The following is a 16,912-nucleotide window of genomic DNA, read 5'->3' as shown; positions in this document are numbered from 1 at the left end:
AAGGAGCACCCAGTATATGATTCTTCGGAACGAATGATTTGCAGATTGCTACTGAGAGTTACGAATCCGCCGTCGAGCTCGAGAATCCAATACCTGCTGTGCATAGAGTGAATCCTCTCGGTCGCTTTCCGCGACCCATTCAAACGCTTGGCGAGAAATTTGTTTCATCAGTAGCTCACCGTTTTCGATTTTCCAGCCAAACGGTTCTTTAGGGTCTAATCCCCGCTCTCGAAGGATTTCGTCGTCGACACGCAGAGCCATAACGAGGTCGTCCCCGTATTCAGCTGCTTGTTCCGGGCGCAGCACCAAGTTATCGAGGTATTCATCGCTGTTCGGCTTGGGCGTCATCCACTCGACGGTCCACTCATCTCCGACCTGATTGGAAGGCATACCTGTAGAATAGTCGTTGCTCGATGAAATTGACAGGGGGAGCAAAGGGTCGTATCAGAACGAGGTGTTTGCGCTCAGAGCAGACCATTGCCAGGACAACAGAGAACAATACCCGTTTTAATCGATAAGTCCGATTGGTCCAGTATGGATTACGTGGATGAGCCGCCGGAAACAGAAAATCCTGTAATGGTGATTCGGGTAACAGCGAAATGTACCCTCTGCGAAACCGCTGAGCGGTGTGACTCACCTGGCGAAGCAAAAGAGTGGGCGAGAGATCATCAACATCCTCGAGACTTTATTGAATACCGTCGGACCTGGGCCGAGCGATAACCAATTCGACACCTCGATACTCAGATTACACCTCCAAGTGCGAGGATGCCAAGCAGTAGTAGAACAGCCGTAACTACTCCCCCACCAGCAGTGAGGAGCTTATTCTCCATCACCTTCTCGTGGATCGGCATCGCGGCGTACTCCTCGCGGAAGGCCTCGAGATTCTCTTCGTCGTAGAAGTACTTCGTCTTCAATGCGAACCGTTCCGTCACCGCGCAGCCCGTACAGACCGGTTCGCCTTCCAGCCGCTCCGTTTTGGTGTGGCTGGAGCAGACGATGGCCCCGCAGTTCGGACAGTAGGTGTACGTCTCGGTGACGCCACTCGTGTGACAGTGGACGCACTGATGGATGCCGTCCTCGGCGGTCACTCGTGACGGGCCTGCCGCGTAGTACTCGTAGGGGTAGGTGTACTCCTGGACGTCGGTAGTGTGCCGAACTTCCGGGAGGTACACTGGTTCGATCGACTGGACAGAGATGTCCGAGCGGTTCGGCTCACAGGTCTTGTTGTACGTGACGTTGTTGTCGCCGTGTAGGTGACCGTCGTCGTGTGATGCTGCTGGAGGCGCTCGACGGCCCACTCCTTGTACTCCGTTTGCGTCTGCCCGAACCGCCGCTCCTCGACGTCGTCGAACACCTCTCCGAACTGCTCGGCATCGAGGTCGACCGTCGCGTGGAGATTCTCGGTGACCAGCGTCCCGACGTCCTCATCGACGACATGCGGCTGCCCGCGTTCGGCGTGGGCGACGAATCGGGTCCGGTCGTTGATCCGGTGGATGACGCCCACCGACGTCTCGAAGACAGCGTTCGTGTCCGCGGTGACAGCGACCACCGGGCGGAACGTCACCGATGAGTGTGGGTCTGGCAGGTCGGCAGCCTCGATGTTCTCGATGTCGCGGAACGCCTCCGTGACCGGCGCGTCGACGTCGGCGGCAGGGTCGTACGGGCGGAGCGTCTCGTCGCAGAGAATCTCGATGCGCCCGTTGTAGAGGTCGAGGCCGATCTCGTCGGCGATCTCCCGGAGGTCCTCGCCATCGAGCAGCTCGATCGGGTGTGGGTCATCGTTCTGCTGGAGGCGGTTTGCGTACTCCTGAGCAGGGTTCGTAAACCGGCCGGTCGTGACGACCATTCCGCGTTTCGGGCCGTCGAAGTCGAACGTCGCGATCGCCGAGTGGAGCTTCTGGACGACCGGCCGCCCGACCGTCCCCGTGTGCTTGCACTCGACGATAATCGCACGCCGCGTGCCGTCGACGACCTCCTCCATGATGACGTCGCGACCCTCGTCAGCCGTGCGGTCGGCCTGGCGGACGTTCTCGTAGCCGAGGTTCCGGAACACGTCCTCCATCACGTCCTCGAACTCGAAGCCAGAGAGATCGTCCAGTACAGCCATCCTCAATTATGTGGACAGTACGTTGGAACTGTCAAATACGTTGGTGAACGCTACGCCGTCCTGTTTGTTGAACCCCTGAGAGGGGTGCGGGGGTCACCGAACCGCCCGCGAGCAACGAATGAACGGGAATGTACCTGTAGCAAGTTCGGAATCGGTTCCAGTAGCATCGGCCGCTCAGTCTCACCAAGCCACAGTCGAATACGTCGGCTTCCGCGTCGACGGCCAAGCCGTCGTGCTGAACCTCTCGGAGCATCGGCGACTCTCCCTCGAGCGCAGTCTGGACCTCGTCAACCACAGTCCGAGCGGGTTCGAGTGGGGGTACACGGTAGCGGGCCCGCCCAGCTCGCGTGCGCACTCCTGCTCGACTACTACGACGACGAGCAGTTCGCCCGTGAGCACTACATCGCGTTCCGGAATCAGGTGGTCTCACAGTTGGAGTGCGACGGTGCAGCGGCGTGCTGGCACCTCACCGGCGAGGAGATCGACGCCGCGATGGCGACCCTTACCGCCGACGTCGTCGCCCTCGCCGACGGCGGACGGCCGTCACCGACGCTCCCCGAGAACTGGCGAACCGTCTCTCGCCCGGACAGGCGGGTCTTCCAGCGCGCTGATCGCGACCACTACATCGTACTCGGGGATGGGAGCGACGAGTGGTTGGTCGTACTCTGCAGCCAAGGCGACCGGGCATATCCTGCCCCGTTCGCACATCGGACGGTTGCCGAAGAGGCTGACGTGGAACGGGTAATCCGGGAACTCGCCGAAGAAAGCAACGGCCTCATCGAGCCCCGGGAGGGGGAGCACTGATGGAGACACTTCGGCTGGCGCGAGCCATCCACCAGCTCCTCGAACGAGGTGTCGAGGCGCTCGAGAAAATCGGGCGCGAACTGGAGCGATACAACGACCGACAGGAGCGCACCGACGACACCGACTCGTGACCCCAACACAGTAACCGTCAGAATTACCAGACTGTTCTGGTAATCAAATAGCAATCTAATATGGAGATCCCCACGGACCGTTCCGAATACCTACCCGATTTTCCTTTCAAAGCGACACGGGCCATCCTCGTCATTCTTGGAGTATGTCTACTTGTCTATTCAGTTCCTGTCACAGGAGCGTTCGACCAAGTCGATCCTGTAACGCGTTCAACGACAGTGCCGCTAGAGTATACGACTACAGGTGGTGAAACGGAGTACGGCGCTTTCGATATCCAAATCACGACTCCAACAACTGGCATTGCCACAAACGGAAGCGTCCGGATACGGATGCAGACCGGTTGGGGGAATCCATATGCCAACACAGAGAGCCCACCAAGGGCGCCACTTGAGGTCGCCATTGTCGCCGCACCTACATCTTGGCGGCCCGAACGGGCGGCTAGAGAGGGGACAGTCCTCTTTGCGAACAGTTCCACATACGACCAAGGAGAATATGCGACGTTCGAACGAGTTCTGGACTTGCCAGCGTCAATCGCACCGAACGGGATTGGACCTACGGAGGCGACGTTATACTATTACGCGGCGTCAAATGCCGGAACCACTCGTTTTGAAACACTTCGGACCTACACCGTCTATCGACCATTCTGGGAACGCCCACGGGTATGGGGATTGTTCGCCGCAATAGTTCTCTTAGGTACAACACTACCGACGTTCAGCCAGCCGGTTCGTAATCGTCTCGCTGAACCGGTGAAAAGCTACGCTGATCGACAATGGCGCCAAGATCTCTGTTCAAGAGCACAGACGCTCGACAACGAGTTCGACATAGATGCTTCAGCCGAGGGAGAATCACCAGTTGTACAGTCTATTCAAACAGCCCAACGTGAGAATCTCCAGGATTGGAGCCAACGGCTTGAACAGTTCGCGGTATTGAACCAAACGCTCTCGAGATTATCCTTTGGGGAGTTACCGGTTACAAGAACAGAGGTTCAATCACTCGCAGCTCAGACGTGGACTGACAACGATACCGCAACCGCAAACGATCTAAATGACGTGCTTACGGGGATTGACAGTGGCTTTGATGTTAGAATTCGTGGCCAAAGCTATGATGGAGCCAAGCTGCTTGACAAACCCCTTGCTAACTTCCCATCCTCGAAAGACGACCAGCTTGAACAGGCTGCTACAGAGATTAATCGATTCGAGGAAGCACGAACCACCGTCGAACGATGGAGTCAGCCCAGTAGTAATCCGCCAGATTCGGGGAAAAGTAAGCTGGCTGTTCGTGTCGATAGCCAAGTGGTTGAGCCAACAGCGATCTGGGAACGTCTTGATACCATCTTGACTGTAGGAACTCTCAATCAATTCTGCGAGCAAGCAAAGGCGGTTGAAGATTTCGCAGCCCAGACCGAACCACTTCGAAGCAACAGTGGGTCGTCTCATCCCTTATCAGCTGGCCAAGCCCAGGCGACAACTATCGAGAATGCCCGTAATGCGGTTCAGGAAGCAGATATAGATGGCATCGAGAAGGCGATGGTGAAGGCCGAAGCGTGGGTCGCCGAGCAGGAATTAGCAGAGACGTTCACAACTACTGACCTGACGCACAGTTCTATCGATCCGACTGAGGTGCAGAATCGTCTCGACCAAGCCCGCGCTACTGACGACTACACTCACATCAAATCTATCAGAGATGAAGTAATGGCTCAACTTGATTCGACGTGGCAGCCATCGGATCTGCTTTCGTTAACGCCAACGCAGTTTGAAGAGGTTCTGGGGCAGCTCTATCAAAAGAAAGGATACGACGTCCAAGTTACACAGCAATCGGGAGATCGGGGAATTGACGCTATTGCACGTAAGGGCCAGCGAACAATCGCTATTCAGGCCAAACGCTACGATCCTAATGGAGCTGGCAACGTGTCTGGTCCAGAAGTCCGAAACGCAATCGGCTCGACAGTACAAGAGGGCGCAGATGTCTGTGTTGTCGCAACATCGTCTGGATTTACGCAGGACGCGAGGCGAGCTGCTATGGAAACAGAGGGTGTAGAGGTACAGCTACTGTCCGGACGTGATGTAATACAAAAACTCTCAGAGAGTCAAATTCCAAATCCGACGTAATTTCTCTCTTTTTGGGAAGAGGAGAGTATCTGATCGAGCCTATTGTCCCAGATACTATAGTAACAGCTGGAAGCTGACAGCGACGACGATTCACAAGGTTCGCTAGGCGGCGAGCGAGCGCTGGCAAGCATTGAGCGTGTCAGCGACGAGCTGCGGGAGAAAGTCGAGCGGGTCGAAGAGCGAGAGGGTACACTCCGAAATCGGTTCCCAGACGCGATGGCTTGACGCCGCGTCGGCGACGTAGTCATCTGTTCTGTCTTTCTCGCCCTCGACGGGTGGAGGGCTACAGAGATGGAACAATCCACGATCAGCGACGAGAGTGACGACGAATTCCCACCCGAAATGCGTCTCGAAGCATCGAATTACCGACTGGTCGAGGCCGGTATCGTGACGATTCCCGATATGGAGACTCTTCAGGAGTGTGTCGCCTACGAGAACACCCACCAGAACCGAACGCAGATTCTGCGCCGGCTCAAGTGGAAGGCTGAAGAGCTGCGTGAGAACGAAGAGTAAGCCCCATTCTTAACCAACAGGTTCCGCGTGAATTTCCCTAATGTTGGTTAATCTCCCTGTCCCTCGATTTTTCGGGCCCCTGAATGGGTGCGGGGCAGCCAGCATCGATAGGATGACGCATCGCAGACCTCAGAACGGACGTTCAAATACTGAACCGGGACCAAACTGAGTGACTCAACTACTCAGGAATCATGAGCAAGAAGCTGTACTCAGACGGTGAACTCCTCAATCGGCTCCAGAAGTTCGCTGAGAAACTCGGTCGGCCCCCGTCGCAGAGTGAGATGGACGATTCAGGACCTCATGCTTCGAAGACGTACGGAAATCGGTTCGGGTCGTGGAATAGCGCACTCGAGGCTGCCGGACTTCAAACCGGAACGAACGATCCAAATGGACGACCAGTGACGCCTGAAGAGGACCTTCTTACTGATCTCAAATCAGTTGCCGACATCGTAGGGGGAACTCCGTCAGAGCGCGAATACGGTACTCATGGAGAGTATTCGGTAAAGACATATTGCAAGCGATTTGGAGGGTGGAATTCAGCACTACGGGCGGCCGGTTTTGAGCCGAACGTCGAAATGAACCTCTCCGAAGAGACACTCATTACTGCCTTACAGGGGTTCGCTGAGAAACTGGGTCGACCGCCCACAACAGAGGAGATGGACCGGAGTGGCCCCTACACCTCGAATTCGTACAAGCGAGCGTTTGGAACCTGGAATCGTGCTCTTCGGCAGGCGGGGTTGGAAGTCCACTCCGTATGGGATGTGAGCGAGGAGGATCTGATATCCGAACTCAACAGTCTCGCCGAAGAGTTAGACCATGTCCCTCGGAAAGACGAGATGCGGAACCAAGGGAAATGGAGTGCAGCAGTCTATCAGGAGCGATTCGGGTCGTGGAATGAAGCTCTCCGAGCTGCCGGCTTCGAGCCGAATGAGCGGTGGCGAATCCCACGGAAGGAGTTGTTAGCCGAACTGCGGGCTGTTGCGAATGAGCTGGGCCACCCACCGACAACGACGGAAATGAACGAACACGGAAAGTTCACCATCAAACCGTATCAGCGTGAATTCGGAACGTGGCGAACGGCCCTTCAAGCGGCCGACTCGGACTATCTAGAAAACTATCGTCAGTCAGATACCGAGACAGTTCCGTTTGGCTCGAACTGGCCACAGATCCGTGAGGAGATCATCACCCGTGACAACGAGTCCTGCCTGCGCTGCGGTATGGGCCGCGAAGCTCACCGCGAGGAATTCGGACGTGATCTCCCGGTACATCACCGGATTCCACGACGGCGGTTCTACAACGATTCAGATCGGTCTGTCGACGATGCAGATGTCCCGAGTAACCTGCTGACTCTCTGTATTCCGTGTCATCGGCGCATAGAGCGGATGCCAGTCCAGCCAGTAGTTGAGTGATCTGACGAATACAGATCCCGGTCAGTACCTCACAATCTCATTAGGGACTGACAGAAGTCAGCTACTGAATACATGTGTGTGTTCAGCATTGAATAGTGATGAAACTGTATGCAGATGCGAAAAATTGTAGAACTAATTCACGTTCTGCGAATCCTTCAGGTTGAACAGTCTTTAGGTGAGTAGTAAATAAAAACCGGTGACAAATGGAGATTGATACTGCTGCTTTGATTCGTTATGACCTTTGCCACGAGTCAGAGAGCGATTTACTCCTGAGCAGCCTCCAAAGACTGTACAATAATGAGGGGGACCAATTTGGTGAACAGGTTCTAGGCGGTCAGCAATGGGAACGTTACCGATTCGAAGGAGACCTACAACTCACTGATGATTCGCTTGGTGTATTCGACTCAGTAAAGACATTCGTCAGCTTCGAGACTCGACATCTTATCGAGGCTGTAACAGTCGCCGAGTTGAGCGAAGAGCAAGTCAAAGAGATCGAAGAAGAGGAGGCGAACAGAACCCAATATGTCATCGACGATCTCGCTGAGCAGCTCAGTGGAGTAGCTGAAAAAATTCCCACAGTTGCACCGTCCGATTTCAATCGGCAACCCGTCCAATTCTACGTTGAGCCGCCAGAAGCACAGCAAGTATTCGGTAATAGTGGAGACGTGTCAGACGAGTTGTTAGCCCAATTTCTCGAGGAAAATAGGGAAGAACTGAGTAAGATTCACTACGGAGTAGATCACCAACAGTCGCTACTCAACGGAGAGGACCTAATCGCACCCCAAGGCACGGCATTTCCTTGGGGTAAACTGACTGTTTTCAATTTGACTTCCCCACCGGAGTCTGAGGCAGATTTCGAGCCAATATGGCTTCGTCGACTCAGACCACTTCACGAATATCTTCGAGCATATCTATGGTTCAACCACCGAGTAAGCCTCCTCGCTGAGTTGGATCAAGAGACACACGGCATTGAGCGGCTCATGCGAAATGGTTCAGGTGAGACGGGTCAGTTTCAAGCGGTATTGGAAATCGAGAACGAATTAGATGACATTCGAGAGACTTGGACCAACCGCTATACCAAAACCGTAGACGAAATTGCGGATCTGAAGTCAAGACCCCCTCTCAGACGTTCTCGCAGGCAACAACTCGAGCCAGTGAAAGTCAATGAAATCACAGAAGGATCTCCTGTACACTCACTCTTGGATATCTACGACCAACAATTGGCGACACAGACAGAGCAAATAACGTCTGATCTCGATCGAATCGGTTCCAAGTTAGATGAGGTGTCGAACTACATCCAAGACAAAATTAATGTCCGCGCTACGACCGCTACTCTCCGCCAGCAGCGAGCGACCAACTACTTGACCATCGTAATATTACTGTTGACAGCCGTCACCGTCGCGATTGCAGCGGCTGAACTGTTCTGGATGGGTTGAAACGAAACGCCTTGATAGCGATGAGAGAGTCTCCAAACGAACTGTTCGACTAATCCAGCATACTGCAATTTGCGGGGAATTATCCCTATCGCTCTAATCGCTTGAAAATGTCACTATGATACGCTCAGAATTTGTGGCCGGCGAACAGAGCGTCTACCTCCCGCCGGCGTGACTTCGCGACCTGTTTTTCGTGCCCCCAGAGAGGGCGAGGGCTCCTTCGAAAGCTCTCAGAGGTGACTTCCAGTGAGTCAACAACAGCGTCCTGACAACGTCTCGATCGACGAGATTCCGGTCGATATCGACAACACGCAATCAGCGGAGGTCGATCCCGCCGACGAAATCGAATCTATCACCCGTGGGCTCGCCGGCGAGCAGCCGCCGACGAATCCGCTCGTCGTGCTGAAAGCGGCCCGGTGGTGGTACATTCACGGCAAGGGCGGCACGGATCCCGCCTTCCAGTGGGCCATCGAGTGGGCGCGTCATCTTGCGACCGACACGCCCAGTGACGTCGAGCGGTTCGACGAGTTCCTCGAGTACCTCGTCTCGGTTGGCTTTGCGAACGAACGCCACGAGCTCCGCTGACCGACAGAGCGGTTTTTGAACGCCCCTGAGGGGTGCGGCGCGGTCTGAACAGACGCTGTCGCCGTGAACTCGATTCGGTGAACACGATGTCTACGACCAGAGACTCGTCGGTCTCCTTCGACCAGACCGACACGCGATCAGACGAGATGAACAGTACCATCGAACAGTGGATCGACGACCTCGTCGCCGGCGTCGACGACGCGCAGGCCAGCGAAGAGTTCCAAGAGTGGCTGGACGTCCAGAGTCGTTTCCACGACTACTCCTACCGGAACACGCTCCTCATCAAGCGGCAGTGTCCCGAGGCGAGCCGGGTGGCGGGCTACCGGACGTGGCAGGAGGAGTTCGACCGTCACGTCAAGGAGGGTGAGTCGGCCATCTGGATCTGGGCGCCGATCATCACCAAGCAGTGCCCGGAGTGCGAGAATTCGCCGAGCTACCACGAGGACAGCGACTGTGACTACGATGAGACGCCGCCCGAGGAGTGGTCCGAGGGGCTGGTCGGGTTCAAGCCCGCGCCGGTGTTCGACATCTCCCAGACCGAGGGCGAGCCGCTTCCCGACCTGGACACAGAAGCAACCGGGGACGCCGGCGACCTCGTCGAGCAGTTGACTGCCGCCGCTGACGACCTCGGCGTGACGGTGCGGATCGTTCCAGCCGAGGAGTGGACCCACGGCGAGGCGAAGGGCATCTGCGAGCAGCTGAGCCTCGTCGACGTCCAGCCGCTCGTCGAGGTGCGTGATCGTGAGAACGAGGCCGACCTCGCGCGGACGCTGATTCACGAGTACGCCCACGCTCTGCTCCACTTCGACGTCGACGACGACACCGAGCGGGCAAAACGCGAAGCCGAGGCCGAAGCCGTCGCGTACGTCGTTGGGCGGTACTGCGGGCTCGACACTAGTGGGTCGGCGTTCTACCTCGCTGCGTGGGAGTCGGACGATCCCGAGGTCGTTCGCGAGCGGCTCGGACGGATTAGTTCCACAGCAGAAGAGCTCATCGACATGCTCGAAGGCGAATCCTCGCCCCAACATAATTAACCAACAGAGTGATGGATCCCTTCCGTTCTGTTGGTTAAGTTTTTCAGCGCCCGCCGAGGGGCGGAGGCGCGTTCTGACCTCCGTCGAATGATGACTGAACCCTATCTCACGACGGTCCTCGAGGAAGCCGAGCACGTCGCCGAGCAGCACGATCAGGTCGCCCGAACGACAGACAACCAAGCCCACGAGTACCTCCGATACGCCGTTCTTCGGGTGCTTGAAGGCGAGGCGGACCACCTCCCAGCAGACTGGCCGCCGATCAACGGCGCGACCGTCGGCTACGGGAGCGACGAGGCGATGTACGACAGCTGGAGCTCCAGCGAAGACTGGTGGGAGACCGTCCCGCCGCAGGAGGCGTGTACCCGCTTCCGGGTGTTCTTCCCGGACGACCACCAGACAGTTCCCCGTGACATCGTCGACGTGATGGCCGCACTCGGGGGCTGGCGCGTCTGGACCGGGAGCGCAGCGGCGTGCGGCTCCTACGACCATCGCGAGCGCCGCGAGGTCCACTACCTGTGGCCGGAAGGCCATCCGGTGGAGGAAGTGCTCCACGAGCGGCTCAGGGGGCCTGCGGAAGCCGTCGCTCCCGACGGTGGCCGAACGGGCGACGTTCGCGACCGACTGGTCGTCGACGAGAACGCACAGTCGGAGGACGATCTTGAGCCCCGCACGAAGCGTGCCGTCGCCGAAGCGATGGACGTCTCACTCCTCTCGAAGGGTGGCCGCTACGAGGTACAGTCTGCGTCCGGGAACCGGTACGAAGTCGACGTCATCGACGAATCGTGTACCTGTCCCGACTGGCAGCAGCGCTCACCCGAAGGCGGCTGCAAGTATCTCCGGCGCGTCGACCACGAAATCAAACGAGGACGTGTTCCCCGCCCAGATGGTCGGCTTCCTGATGAGTTCACGTTTCAGTAGATCAACCACAACCCAGGTCGTTGCCCTATACGAGAAGGTTCAATCACGCTACAGCAAACGGGCTGTTCAATATCAGGAAACCCTAGGCCGATGTCTACAATCTGAGTCAGTACGGTATCCTCACTAGTCGCAATTTCGACTTCGAGCCAGGGAACCTCACTAGCGGAAGCGGAGCAGACGGTCCTGCGTGGAAGAGATGGGTCTGGAGTGTTGTACCGATATTGGCGACAACTAATTCCGCACTTCCGTCTTACCAGTCCGGGACGTCTTCCTCAGGGACTATTTTTTCCATCCCTTTGTTCCCACATGCGAGGCATTCTAACCCGTGATCCTCGAGTTTCTGCTGGCGAACTGGAGCATCAGCGTTCTTTTCCGAGATTCCGAGGGCACGGACAGTACCGCATTCACGACACATCCATAAGTCGTACAGGTTCTCGTTGAGTGCACTCGCAAATACCATACCCCTTGGTCTGACTTTCTCACACTTAGGTGTGCGTGACGCTTTGGCGAAATTGACCCGAAGTACCGTTTTGAGACAGGCGCTATATCTGTCTATGGCAGTCTCATTGTGGTAGTGGCACCTCGTAGTCAGCCGCCAGCTCCTGGAACTCTTCCCACTCCGGGAGCCGGTCGTCGTCGACCTCGCCGTGGCTCTCGAGGTAGCGGAGCAAGGCGTCGATTTCGTCTTCGAGGCCATACTTCGCCGCCTGCTCTCGGAGGTCCGCCTCGACGACGTCGACATGGCTGAGCAGGAGGAGACAGTACGACCGATATCGAGGGCCGTCGTCGATCAACAGTGTGTGACAACAGAGTTTTCCCGGCGACACCCCATCGAGTCCTGCGGAGTAGCGATAGTAACGGTGGCGAGTTAACAGGAACTGGAGCTCGAACGCAGCGAATCGCGCCAGTCCGGTTTCGTGGAAGTGCTCAGCATCGATCTCTGTCTCCGTTTTCGCGAGAAATTCGTCGTAGTCCTCCCAGAGAATCGTCCCGTCCGGAACAACCGATTCGAGACGCTGCCGATGGAAGTGATGCACGAGTTCACAGGCAAACTCGTGTAGTCGGTCGAAGTCGCCAGTGAAGAAGTAACGGCCATCATCGGTACCGACGAGACCATGGTCTCGCAATCGTTTGAGAATCCGGTTGACGGTGTTACGGTAGTTGTTACTCCGTTCGGAGATGTCGGTAACAGATCGTGGTTGGTCAAGATAATAGAGAACCTCAAGAGCTTTGCCCGTCAGCAACTCGGGGAAGTCGATGTGCGAGTGTTGTCGGACCAAGTCCTGGTAGAGTTCGACCGCCCGAGCGTCCGAAGGGACGACTCGTTTCCGGCGACCGTCGCGTTCTGTGTAGACGAGCCCTTTCTCGACGAGGTCTTGGACGGCACGAGAGAGATAGCTCTCGCTATGGTCAAGCTTCATGGCGAGTTCGGAATTGGTGTCCCCGCGTTCGACGGTGGCGAGAACCTCAAGTTCGATGCGACGGAGCACGTTGTAACATAATACGAAGTTTATTTATAAATGGGTTTCGAGTAATGTTACATCAGGGAATGTAGTTGACAGTTTGCAGTCTGACACAGTCTTAACCAACAAAACTATGCTATTGACGTTCATTGTTGGTTAACACGAGTTGGGCTATCATGTCCTACGAGCCACCGATACCCCCACAGGAACTTCCCACCGACGTCGTCGACACCCTCGGCGACTACTCACCCGAACTCCTTCGACACATTGCAAGATACGCCGAAGAGCTCGCGGAATACCAAGAGCGAGAGGCACGACTAGCAGAAAACGAAGAGAACAACCAGGTCGAGGAGCGGCCAGAGGACCTTCCGGACGACGTCCCCTCGAAGGCAACGATCACGGTGAAAGAGATCAACGACAATCGGTACTACTACTGGCAATGGAGAGAAGGCGATAGGGTGCTTTCTAAGTACAAAGGGCCGGTCGATTCGGATAACTAGTCCTCGTTTGTCGGTGAGACGGAGAGACGGTGTTTTACTGGAAATAGTGGTGTGGTGACTGGCAGTCTCGTCTCATCAGTTCGTCGAACACGAGTGGGCGTTGGTGCTACTCACGATTGGCCATTAACCAACGAGTGAACAGCCTTCCCCTCCACGTTGGTTAACCTATCCAGAATGTCTGACGAGTGTCAGACCCCACCATTTCCACTAATACACTTACACGATGAGAGCTAGCGGCTCTAGTCACCCACTCTCCCCCCCCCACTATTTCCAGTAAAGCTAGTGACGAAGGTCTCCCGGACTCTCGAGTTGCTTTCTTTCACTAGAGTAAACCGCAACAGCAACCGCCCTCTAGCTCTCCTACGGACTAGCTCAAACGCTATTAATACAAACTTTTCTCTAATTTAGAGTTGCTTCTCACTAGGTGGCTCTCTTTCGTGGTGCTTTACTGGAAATAGTGGGGAGGGGGTGATCCGTCATTCTCGTCAGCTGTTACCCTCCGCAGTCTATCGGTTCGTGTTCTGACCGAGTATACTGGAAACAGTAGAGTCTATCGAGTATATAAAGAAACGTTTACTGGAAATACTGGAACCCTGTGGTCTGTCTTACTCGTGACTCGCTACCTGGAGTTACCGCGAATTACTGGAAACGACGGGGTGGGTCGGCCATCCGCGATCTGCTGTGTTTACTGGAAATAGTGGGGTGGGTTGTTCATCGAGAGTCGGGTCTTCTGTGTTCTCTCCTCGTGACAGTCAACACGACATTCTTCCAATTGACTGGAAACGACGGAGTCGATATCGAATAGTGGAACTCACGCCCCATGGCGGTTATACTGGAAATAGCAGAAACGGTGGTCGGAACAGTTATGATTCTAGCCTGAATCAGTCGAGGACAATATGACTCCCCGATTTCAGCCGGACGATACGCTGTACAAACGGCGGAATACACTCAAAGTCGAGTACGTTCCAGACGACATCGTCGGGCGGGACAACGAGATCGAGGAGTACGAAGCGGCCCTGCAGCCGATCATCAACGGTGAGTACCCCGACAACATCTTCATCTACGGCAAGACTGGCGTCGGCAAGACCGCTGTAACGAACTTCCTCCTGAACGAGCTCTTGGATTCGGCGGAGCATTTCGACGTCGACCTCTCTGTCATCTCTCTCAACTGCGACGGCCTCAGCACGAGCTACCAGGCGGCGATTAGTCTGGTGAACAATCTCCGAGAACCTGAGCACCACATCGCCGAAACCGGCCATCCCCAATCCAAGGTCTATCGACTTCTCTGGGATGAACTCAACAAGCTCTCGGGAACCGTGATCATCGTTCTCGACGAGATCGACCACATCACGGACGACACGTTCCTCTACCAGATTACCCGTGCCGACAACAACGGGTACATCGACAACATTCAGCTGGGCCTCATCGGGATCAGTAACGACTCGACGTTCCGAGAGCAGCTCGATGCGAAGGTGCAGTCGTCGCTATGTGAAACCGAGATTTCGTTCCCCCCGTACGGTACGGAAGAGCTCCAGAAAGTCCTCGAACAGCGGGCAGACATCGCGTTCCACCAGAGCGCTCTCGAAGAGGGCGTGATTCCGCTGTGTGCAGCCCTCGGTCGCCAGGATGGTGGTGACGCCCGACGAGCGATAACCCTTCTTCGGAAGGCGGGTGATCTTGCACGCACCGAGAACGCGGATTCAGTTACGACCGACCACGTTGAACGCGCCCAGGACAAACTCGAGGCACAGCAGAGCATGGACATCATGCGCGACCTCACCGAACACGAGCAACTCACACTCTACGCGCTGACCACGCTCGCTGCCGAGGAGTCTACGCCGGCGCGGTCCCGGGTCGTCTACCAGCGTTACAAAGAGCTCTGTGAGTTCCAGGGTCGAGACCCACGTACGGCTCGCAGGATGCGTAGCTTCCTGTCCGACTTCGAGATTCTCAATCTCACGCTCTCGCAGATGGAACACCGTGGTCAGGACGGGGGTACGTATCGTGAGCATGAGCTCAACCGCGATATCGCGACCGTCGTCGACGCGCTACAGACGATTATCAGCGACTTCGGTGCCCACCGAAGTATTCTCGAGTATCTTCCCGACTCCGGTGAGGAGTTTCGGACAATCTGAATTCGAAATTGGGTTCTCTCCTCAGTTACCGCTGTTCTCGAAATGGTTCACAGAGGGACCCCACGTTTCCGACGTTCTTGACGACCGGCTAGGAGAATCAAATCAGTCGTCTGCACGTGTTTGAGTGGTGAGGATTATCGGTACGTTTGGGGGGGCGACTGCTCGGGTTGTGCGCACTCCGGCGGGCAGTCCGTTCCTGCCGGGCCCGGGCGTTTCGCGCTGCCGTTGCGTCTGCGACGGACGGGGCACGGTCGCGGGGCCGGGTCGGGCCGGGTGCAGCCACCCGATACCGGTCAGCCCCGAGGGCGGGCCTGCGAGCGCTCGGCCCGCGACCGGGCCGTGACCGAGACCGGGCTGGCTGCATCTTCACCAGCCGTTGGGTCGGCGCTCCCTCGATGCGGTCGCGCCACCGCAACGGCTGGCTCAGACGTGGCCGCTTGCGCGGTCCGGGCGGGCTGCTCGCCGTTCGGGCGATTGCCCTCACCCCTCGTTCGCCCGGGCTGCGGTGGCTATTGGGGGCTCGCCGTGCTCACCCCCAGTATGCCACGGTCCGGGGCTCACTCAGGGCTGGCTGTGCGGCCTGCCGGGCATGCGCTCAAACTCGGCCGCGACGAGCTGTGGGTCCGCGGGCGTCCAGCCCGCACCGGGCTGCCGCACGAGGCGTTTCCGTTGCGTCTGCGACGGACGGGACAGGCTCGTGCGGGTCCGGGCGCGGTGCTGTTCCGGCGGGTCCTCGCTCTCTGCGGCCTCGCTGTGGCCGTATGCGACGCCGTTCACCACCGTATACCCCCCGGCCGTGCCGTCTCGGCGCCGCGGCCGCTTCCGTTGCGTCTGCCGACGGACGGGCGTCGGCGCGGCGCCGACCCGCGGTGACCGGCTGGGTATATGGCGGTGACCGCGCGCTCACCTCGAGGTTCACCCCCCGCACTCGTTTGTTGGGGTGCCGTCGGTGCCGCGCCGCGCCGGACAGGGTCCGGCGTGAAGGCGCGGCGCGGGCACCTCGGTGACGGCGTCATCGGTCGACGTCGGGGCCGTGGCTCGAGTAGGTTGGTTCGTGAGAATCCCGCGAGTGAGGTCGCGGGCGTCGGCGCGTTAGCGCCTTCAGGAACAACGATGTCTAGTAACAATTCCAATCGCAAGGTAGTTTCGGTGGCTGAACAGGCGTTCGAACACGCGGATGAGACGACAGTCGACGAAGACGGCTTCGAGGTTGTCGACGAGACGCCGCAGTTTCAGGCGACGGTGCAACAGGAAATCCAAGCAAAGGTGGATGCGAACCACCCAGATGGGATCGCAGACACGAGCGACGAGCGGATCGACGGCGTGACGTTGGCCCAAGAAGAGCGCATTCGAGCGCGGGAAGCTGAACTCGAACGGATTAGTGCCCGTGCGGAACTGGGCTCGCAAGAGGGTCGTGAGGCTCGGTCGCGGGTGATTGCGGCTGAACGGAGTGCTGAGCGACGGCGGCAGTTCCAGAAGCGCGCGGCAAGTGTGAACCCGATGGCAGACCCTGACCGGGCAGATCCCCGGACGGAGCTGACCCAAGCACAGTTGGGCGCAGTGAACTCTCAGGCAAAACGGTTGGCAGAGAAGCTGGATGGGTGGTCGCGAGCGGCGATCAGTCGGCGGCTGAGCGAGGCGGTGTTGAGCGGGAAAGACATGCTGTCGGCAGCGGTGAGCGTGTTTGAGGAACTCGAGGGCGCACCGGGGACGATGGTACCGATCGGGAAACTGGAGGGTGTGTCGCGACGTGAAGTGTGCATTGAAGGGACGT

Annotated in this window: 14 protein-coding genes and 2 pseudogenes; 12 read left to right on the top strand and 4 right to left on the bottom strand. The window is 57.3% G+C overall.

What is annotated here, in order from left to right; translation table 11 throughout:
* Positions 1 to 48: 48 nt before the first annotated feature.
* Positions 49 to 390 (bottom strand): hypothetical protein, encoded by a 342-nt coding sequence (locus AUR65_RS11895; protein ID WP_058567075.1) that lies wholly within the window; start codon positions 388 to 390, stop codon positions 49 to 51.
* A 350-nt stretch (positions 391 to 740) separates the two neighbouring features.
* Positions 741 to 2,107, bottom strand: a pseudogene (locus AUR65_RS11890) (restriction endonuclease).
* 118 nt (positions 2,108 to 2,225) lie between these two features.
* Between AUR65_RS11890 and AUR65_RS20545 the strand changes: the two are divergent.
* The 9 genes and pseudogenes from AUR65_RS20545 to AUR65_RS11850 all read left to right on the top strand — a co-directional run bounded on the left by AUR65_RS20545 (position 2,226) and on the right by AUR65_RS11850 (position 11,040).
* Positions 2,226 to 2,911: pseudogene (locus AUR65_RS20545) on the top strand (DUF6166 domain-containing protein).
* Positions 2,911 to 3,042: a hypothetical protein gene (locus tag AUR65_RS20450; protein ID WP_269844095.1), complete on the top strand. Its 132-nt coding sequence runs from the start codon at positions 2,911 to 2,913 to the stop codon at positions 3,040 to 3,042. Before AUR65_RS20545 ends, AUR65_RS20450 begins: the two are co-directional and overlap by 1 nt.
* 60 nt (positions 3,043 to 3,102) lie before the next feature.
* Positions 3,103 to 5,148, top strand: a complete 2,046-nt coding sequence (locus AUR65_RS11880; RefSeq protein ID WP_084816446.1) for a restriction endonuclease — start codon at positions 3,103 to 3,105, stop codon at positions 5,146 to 5,148.
* Between the two features lie 291 nt (positions 5,149 to 5,439).
* Positions 5,440 to 5,661, top strand: a complete 222-nt coding sequence (locus tag AUR65_RS11875; protein ID WP_058567073.1) for a hypothetical protein — start codon at positions 5,440 to 5,442, stop codon at positions 5,659 to 5,661.
* Positions 5,662 to 5,852: 191 nt separating this feature from the next.
* Positions 5,853 to 7,070: a homing endonuclease associated repeat-containing protein gene (locus AUR65_RS19565; RefSeq protein WP_146047423.1), complete on the top strand. Its 1,218-nt coding sequence runs from the start codon at positions 5,853 to 5,855 to the stop codon at positions 7,068 to 7,070.
* A 203-nt stretch (positions 7,071 to 7,273) separates the two neighbouring features.
* Positions 7,274 to 8,506, top strand: a complete 1,233-nt coding sequence (locus AUR65_RS19560; RefSeq protein ID WP_146047422.1) for a hypothetical protein — start codon at positions 7,274 to 7,276, stop codon at positions 8,504 to 8,506.
* 243 nt (positions 8,507 to 8,749) lie between these two features.
* Entirely contained in the window at positions 8,750 to 9,088 is a 339-nt protein-coding gene (locus AUR65_RS11860; protein ID WP_058567070.1) for a hypothetical protein, read from the top strand.
* 86 nt (positions 9,089 to 9,174) lie between these two features.
* On the top strand, positions 9,175 to 10,122 hold the full coding sequence (locus AUR65_RS11855) for an ArdC-like ssDNA-binding domain-containing protein (RefSeq protein WP_058567101.1): 948 nt from the start codon (positions 9,175 to 9,177) through the stop codon (positions 10,120 to 10,122).
* Between the two features lie 90 nt (positions 10,123 to 10,212).
* Positions 10,213 to 11,040 (top strand): hypothetical protein, encoded by an 828-nt coding sequence (locus tag AUR65_RS11850; protein WP_058567100.1) that lies wholly within the window; start codon positions 10,213 to 10,215, stop codon positions 11,038 to 11,040.
* 250 nt (positions 11,041 to 11,290) lie between these two features.
* Here the strand turns inward: AUR65_RS11850 and AUR65_RS19555 are convergent, their stop codons facing one another.
* Together AUR65_RS19555 and AUR65_RS11845 are read right to left on the bottom strand one after the other, a co-directional pair.
* Positions 11,291 to 11,500: a hypothetical protein gene (locus AUR65_RS19555; protein ID WP_146047421.1), complete on the bottom strand. Its 210-nt coding sequence runs from the start codon at positions 11,498 to 11,500 to the stop codon at positions 11,291 to 11,293.
* 103 nt (positions 11,501 to 11,603) lie between these two features.
* Entirely contained in the window at positions 11,604 to 12,530 is a 927-nt protein-coding gene (locus AUR65_RS11845; protein ID WP_058567069.1) for a MarR family transcriptional regulator, read from the bottom strand.
* Between the two features lie 149 nt (positions 12,531 to 12,679).
* Between AUR65_RS11845 and AUR65_RS11840 the strand changes: the two genes are divergently transcribed.
* The 3 genes from AUR65_RS11840 to AUR65_RS11825 form a co-directional block, all read left to right on the top strand.
* Entirely contained in the window at positions 12,680 to 13,003 is a 324-nt protein-coding gene (locus AUR65_RS11840; protein ID WP_058567068.1) for a hypothetical protein, read from the top strand.
* 896 nt (positions 13,004 to 13,899) lie between these two features.
* Complete coding sequence (locus AUR65_RS11835; protein WP_058567067.1) at positions 13,900 to 15,138, top strand: orc1/cdc6 family replication initiation protein; 1,239 nt, start codon at positions 13,900 to 13,902, stop codon at positions 15,136 to 15,138.
* A 1,113-nt stretch (positions 15,139 to 16,251) separates the two neighbouring features.
* The coding region (locus AUR65_RS11825) for a hypothetical protein (RefSeq protein WP_058567099.1) at positions 16,252 to 16,912 on the top strand (661 nt) is incomplete at its 3' end.

The organism is Haloferax marisrubri, assembly GCF_001469875.2.
Lineage (GTDB): Archaea > Halobacteriota > Halobacteria > Halobacteriales > Haloferacaceae > Haloferax > Haloferax marisrubri.
This window is presented reverse-complemented; position numbering and strand designations above follow the sequence as displayed.

Excerpts from the sequence above, each read along its gene's own strand:
- AUR65_RS19560 (WP_146047422.1), top strand. The coding sequence starts at position 7,274 with ATGGAGATTGATACTGCTGCTTTGATTCGTTATGACCTTTGCCACGAG.
- AUR65_RS11840 (WP_058567068.1), top strand. The coding sequence starts at position 12,680 with ATGTCCTACGAGCCACCGATACCCCCACAGGAACTTCCCACCGACGTC.
- AUR65_RS11855 (WP_058567101.1), top strand. The coding sequence starts at position 9,175 with ATGTCTACGACCAGAGACTCGTCGGTCTCCTTCGACCAGACCGACACG.
- AUR65_RS11875 (WP_058567073.1), top strand. The coding sequence starts at position 5,440 with ATGGAACAATCCACGATCAGCGACGAGAGTGACGACGAATTCCCACCC.
- AUR65_RS20450 (WP_269844095.1), top strand. The coding sequence starts at position 2,911 with ATGGAGACACTTCGGCTGGCGCGAGCCATCCACCAGCTCCTCGAACGA.
- AUR65_RS11880 (WP_084816446.1), top strand. The coding sequence starts at position 3,103 with ATGGAGATCCCCACGGACCGTTCCGAATACCTACCCGATTTTCCTTTC.
- AUR65_RS11895 (WP_058567075.1), bottom strand. The coding sequence starts at position 390 with ATGCCTTCCAATCAGGTCGGAGATGAGTGGACCGTCGAGTGGATGACG.
- AUR65_RS11835 (WP_058567067.1), top strand. The coding sequence starts at position 13,900 with ATGACTCCCCGATTTCAGCCGGACGATACGCTGTACAAACGGCGGAAT.
- AUR65_RS19555 (WP_146047421.1), bottom strand. The coding sequence starts at position 11,500 with ATGGTATTTGCGAGTGCACTCAACGAGAACCTGTACGACTTATGGATG.
- AUR65_RS11850 (WP_058567100.1), top strand. The coding sequence starts at position 10,213 with ATGACTGAACCCTATCTCACGACGGTCCTCGAGGAAGCCGAGCACGTC.
- AUR65_RS19565 (WP_146047423.1), top strand. The coding sequence starts at position 5,853 with ATGAGCAAGAAGCTGTACTCAGACGGTGAACTCCTCAATCGGCTCCAG.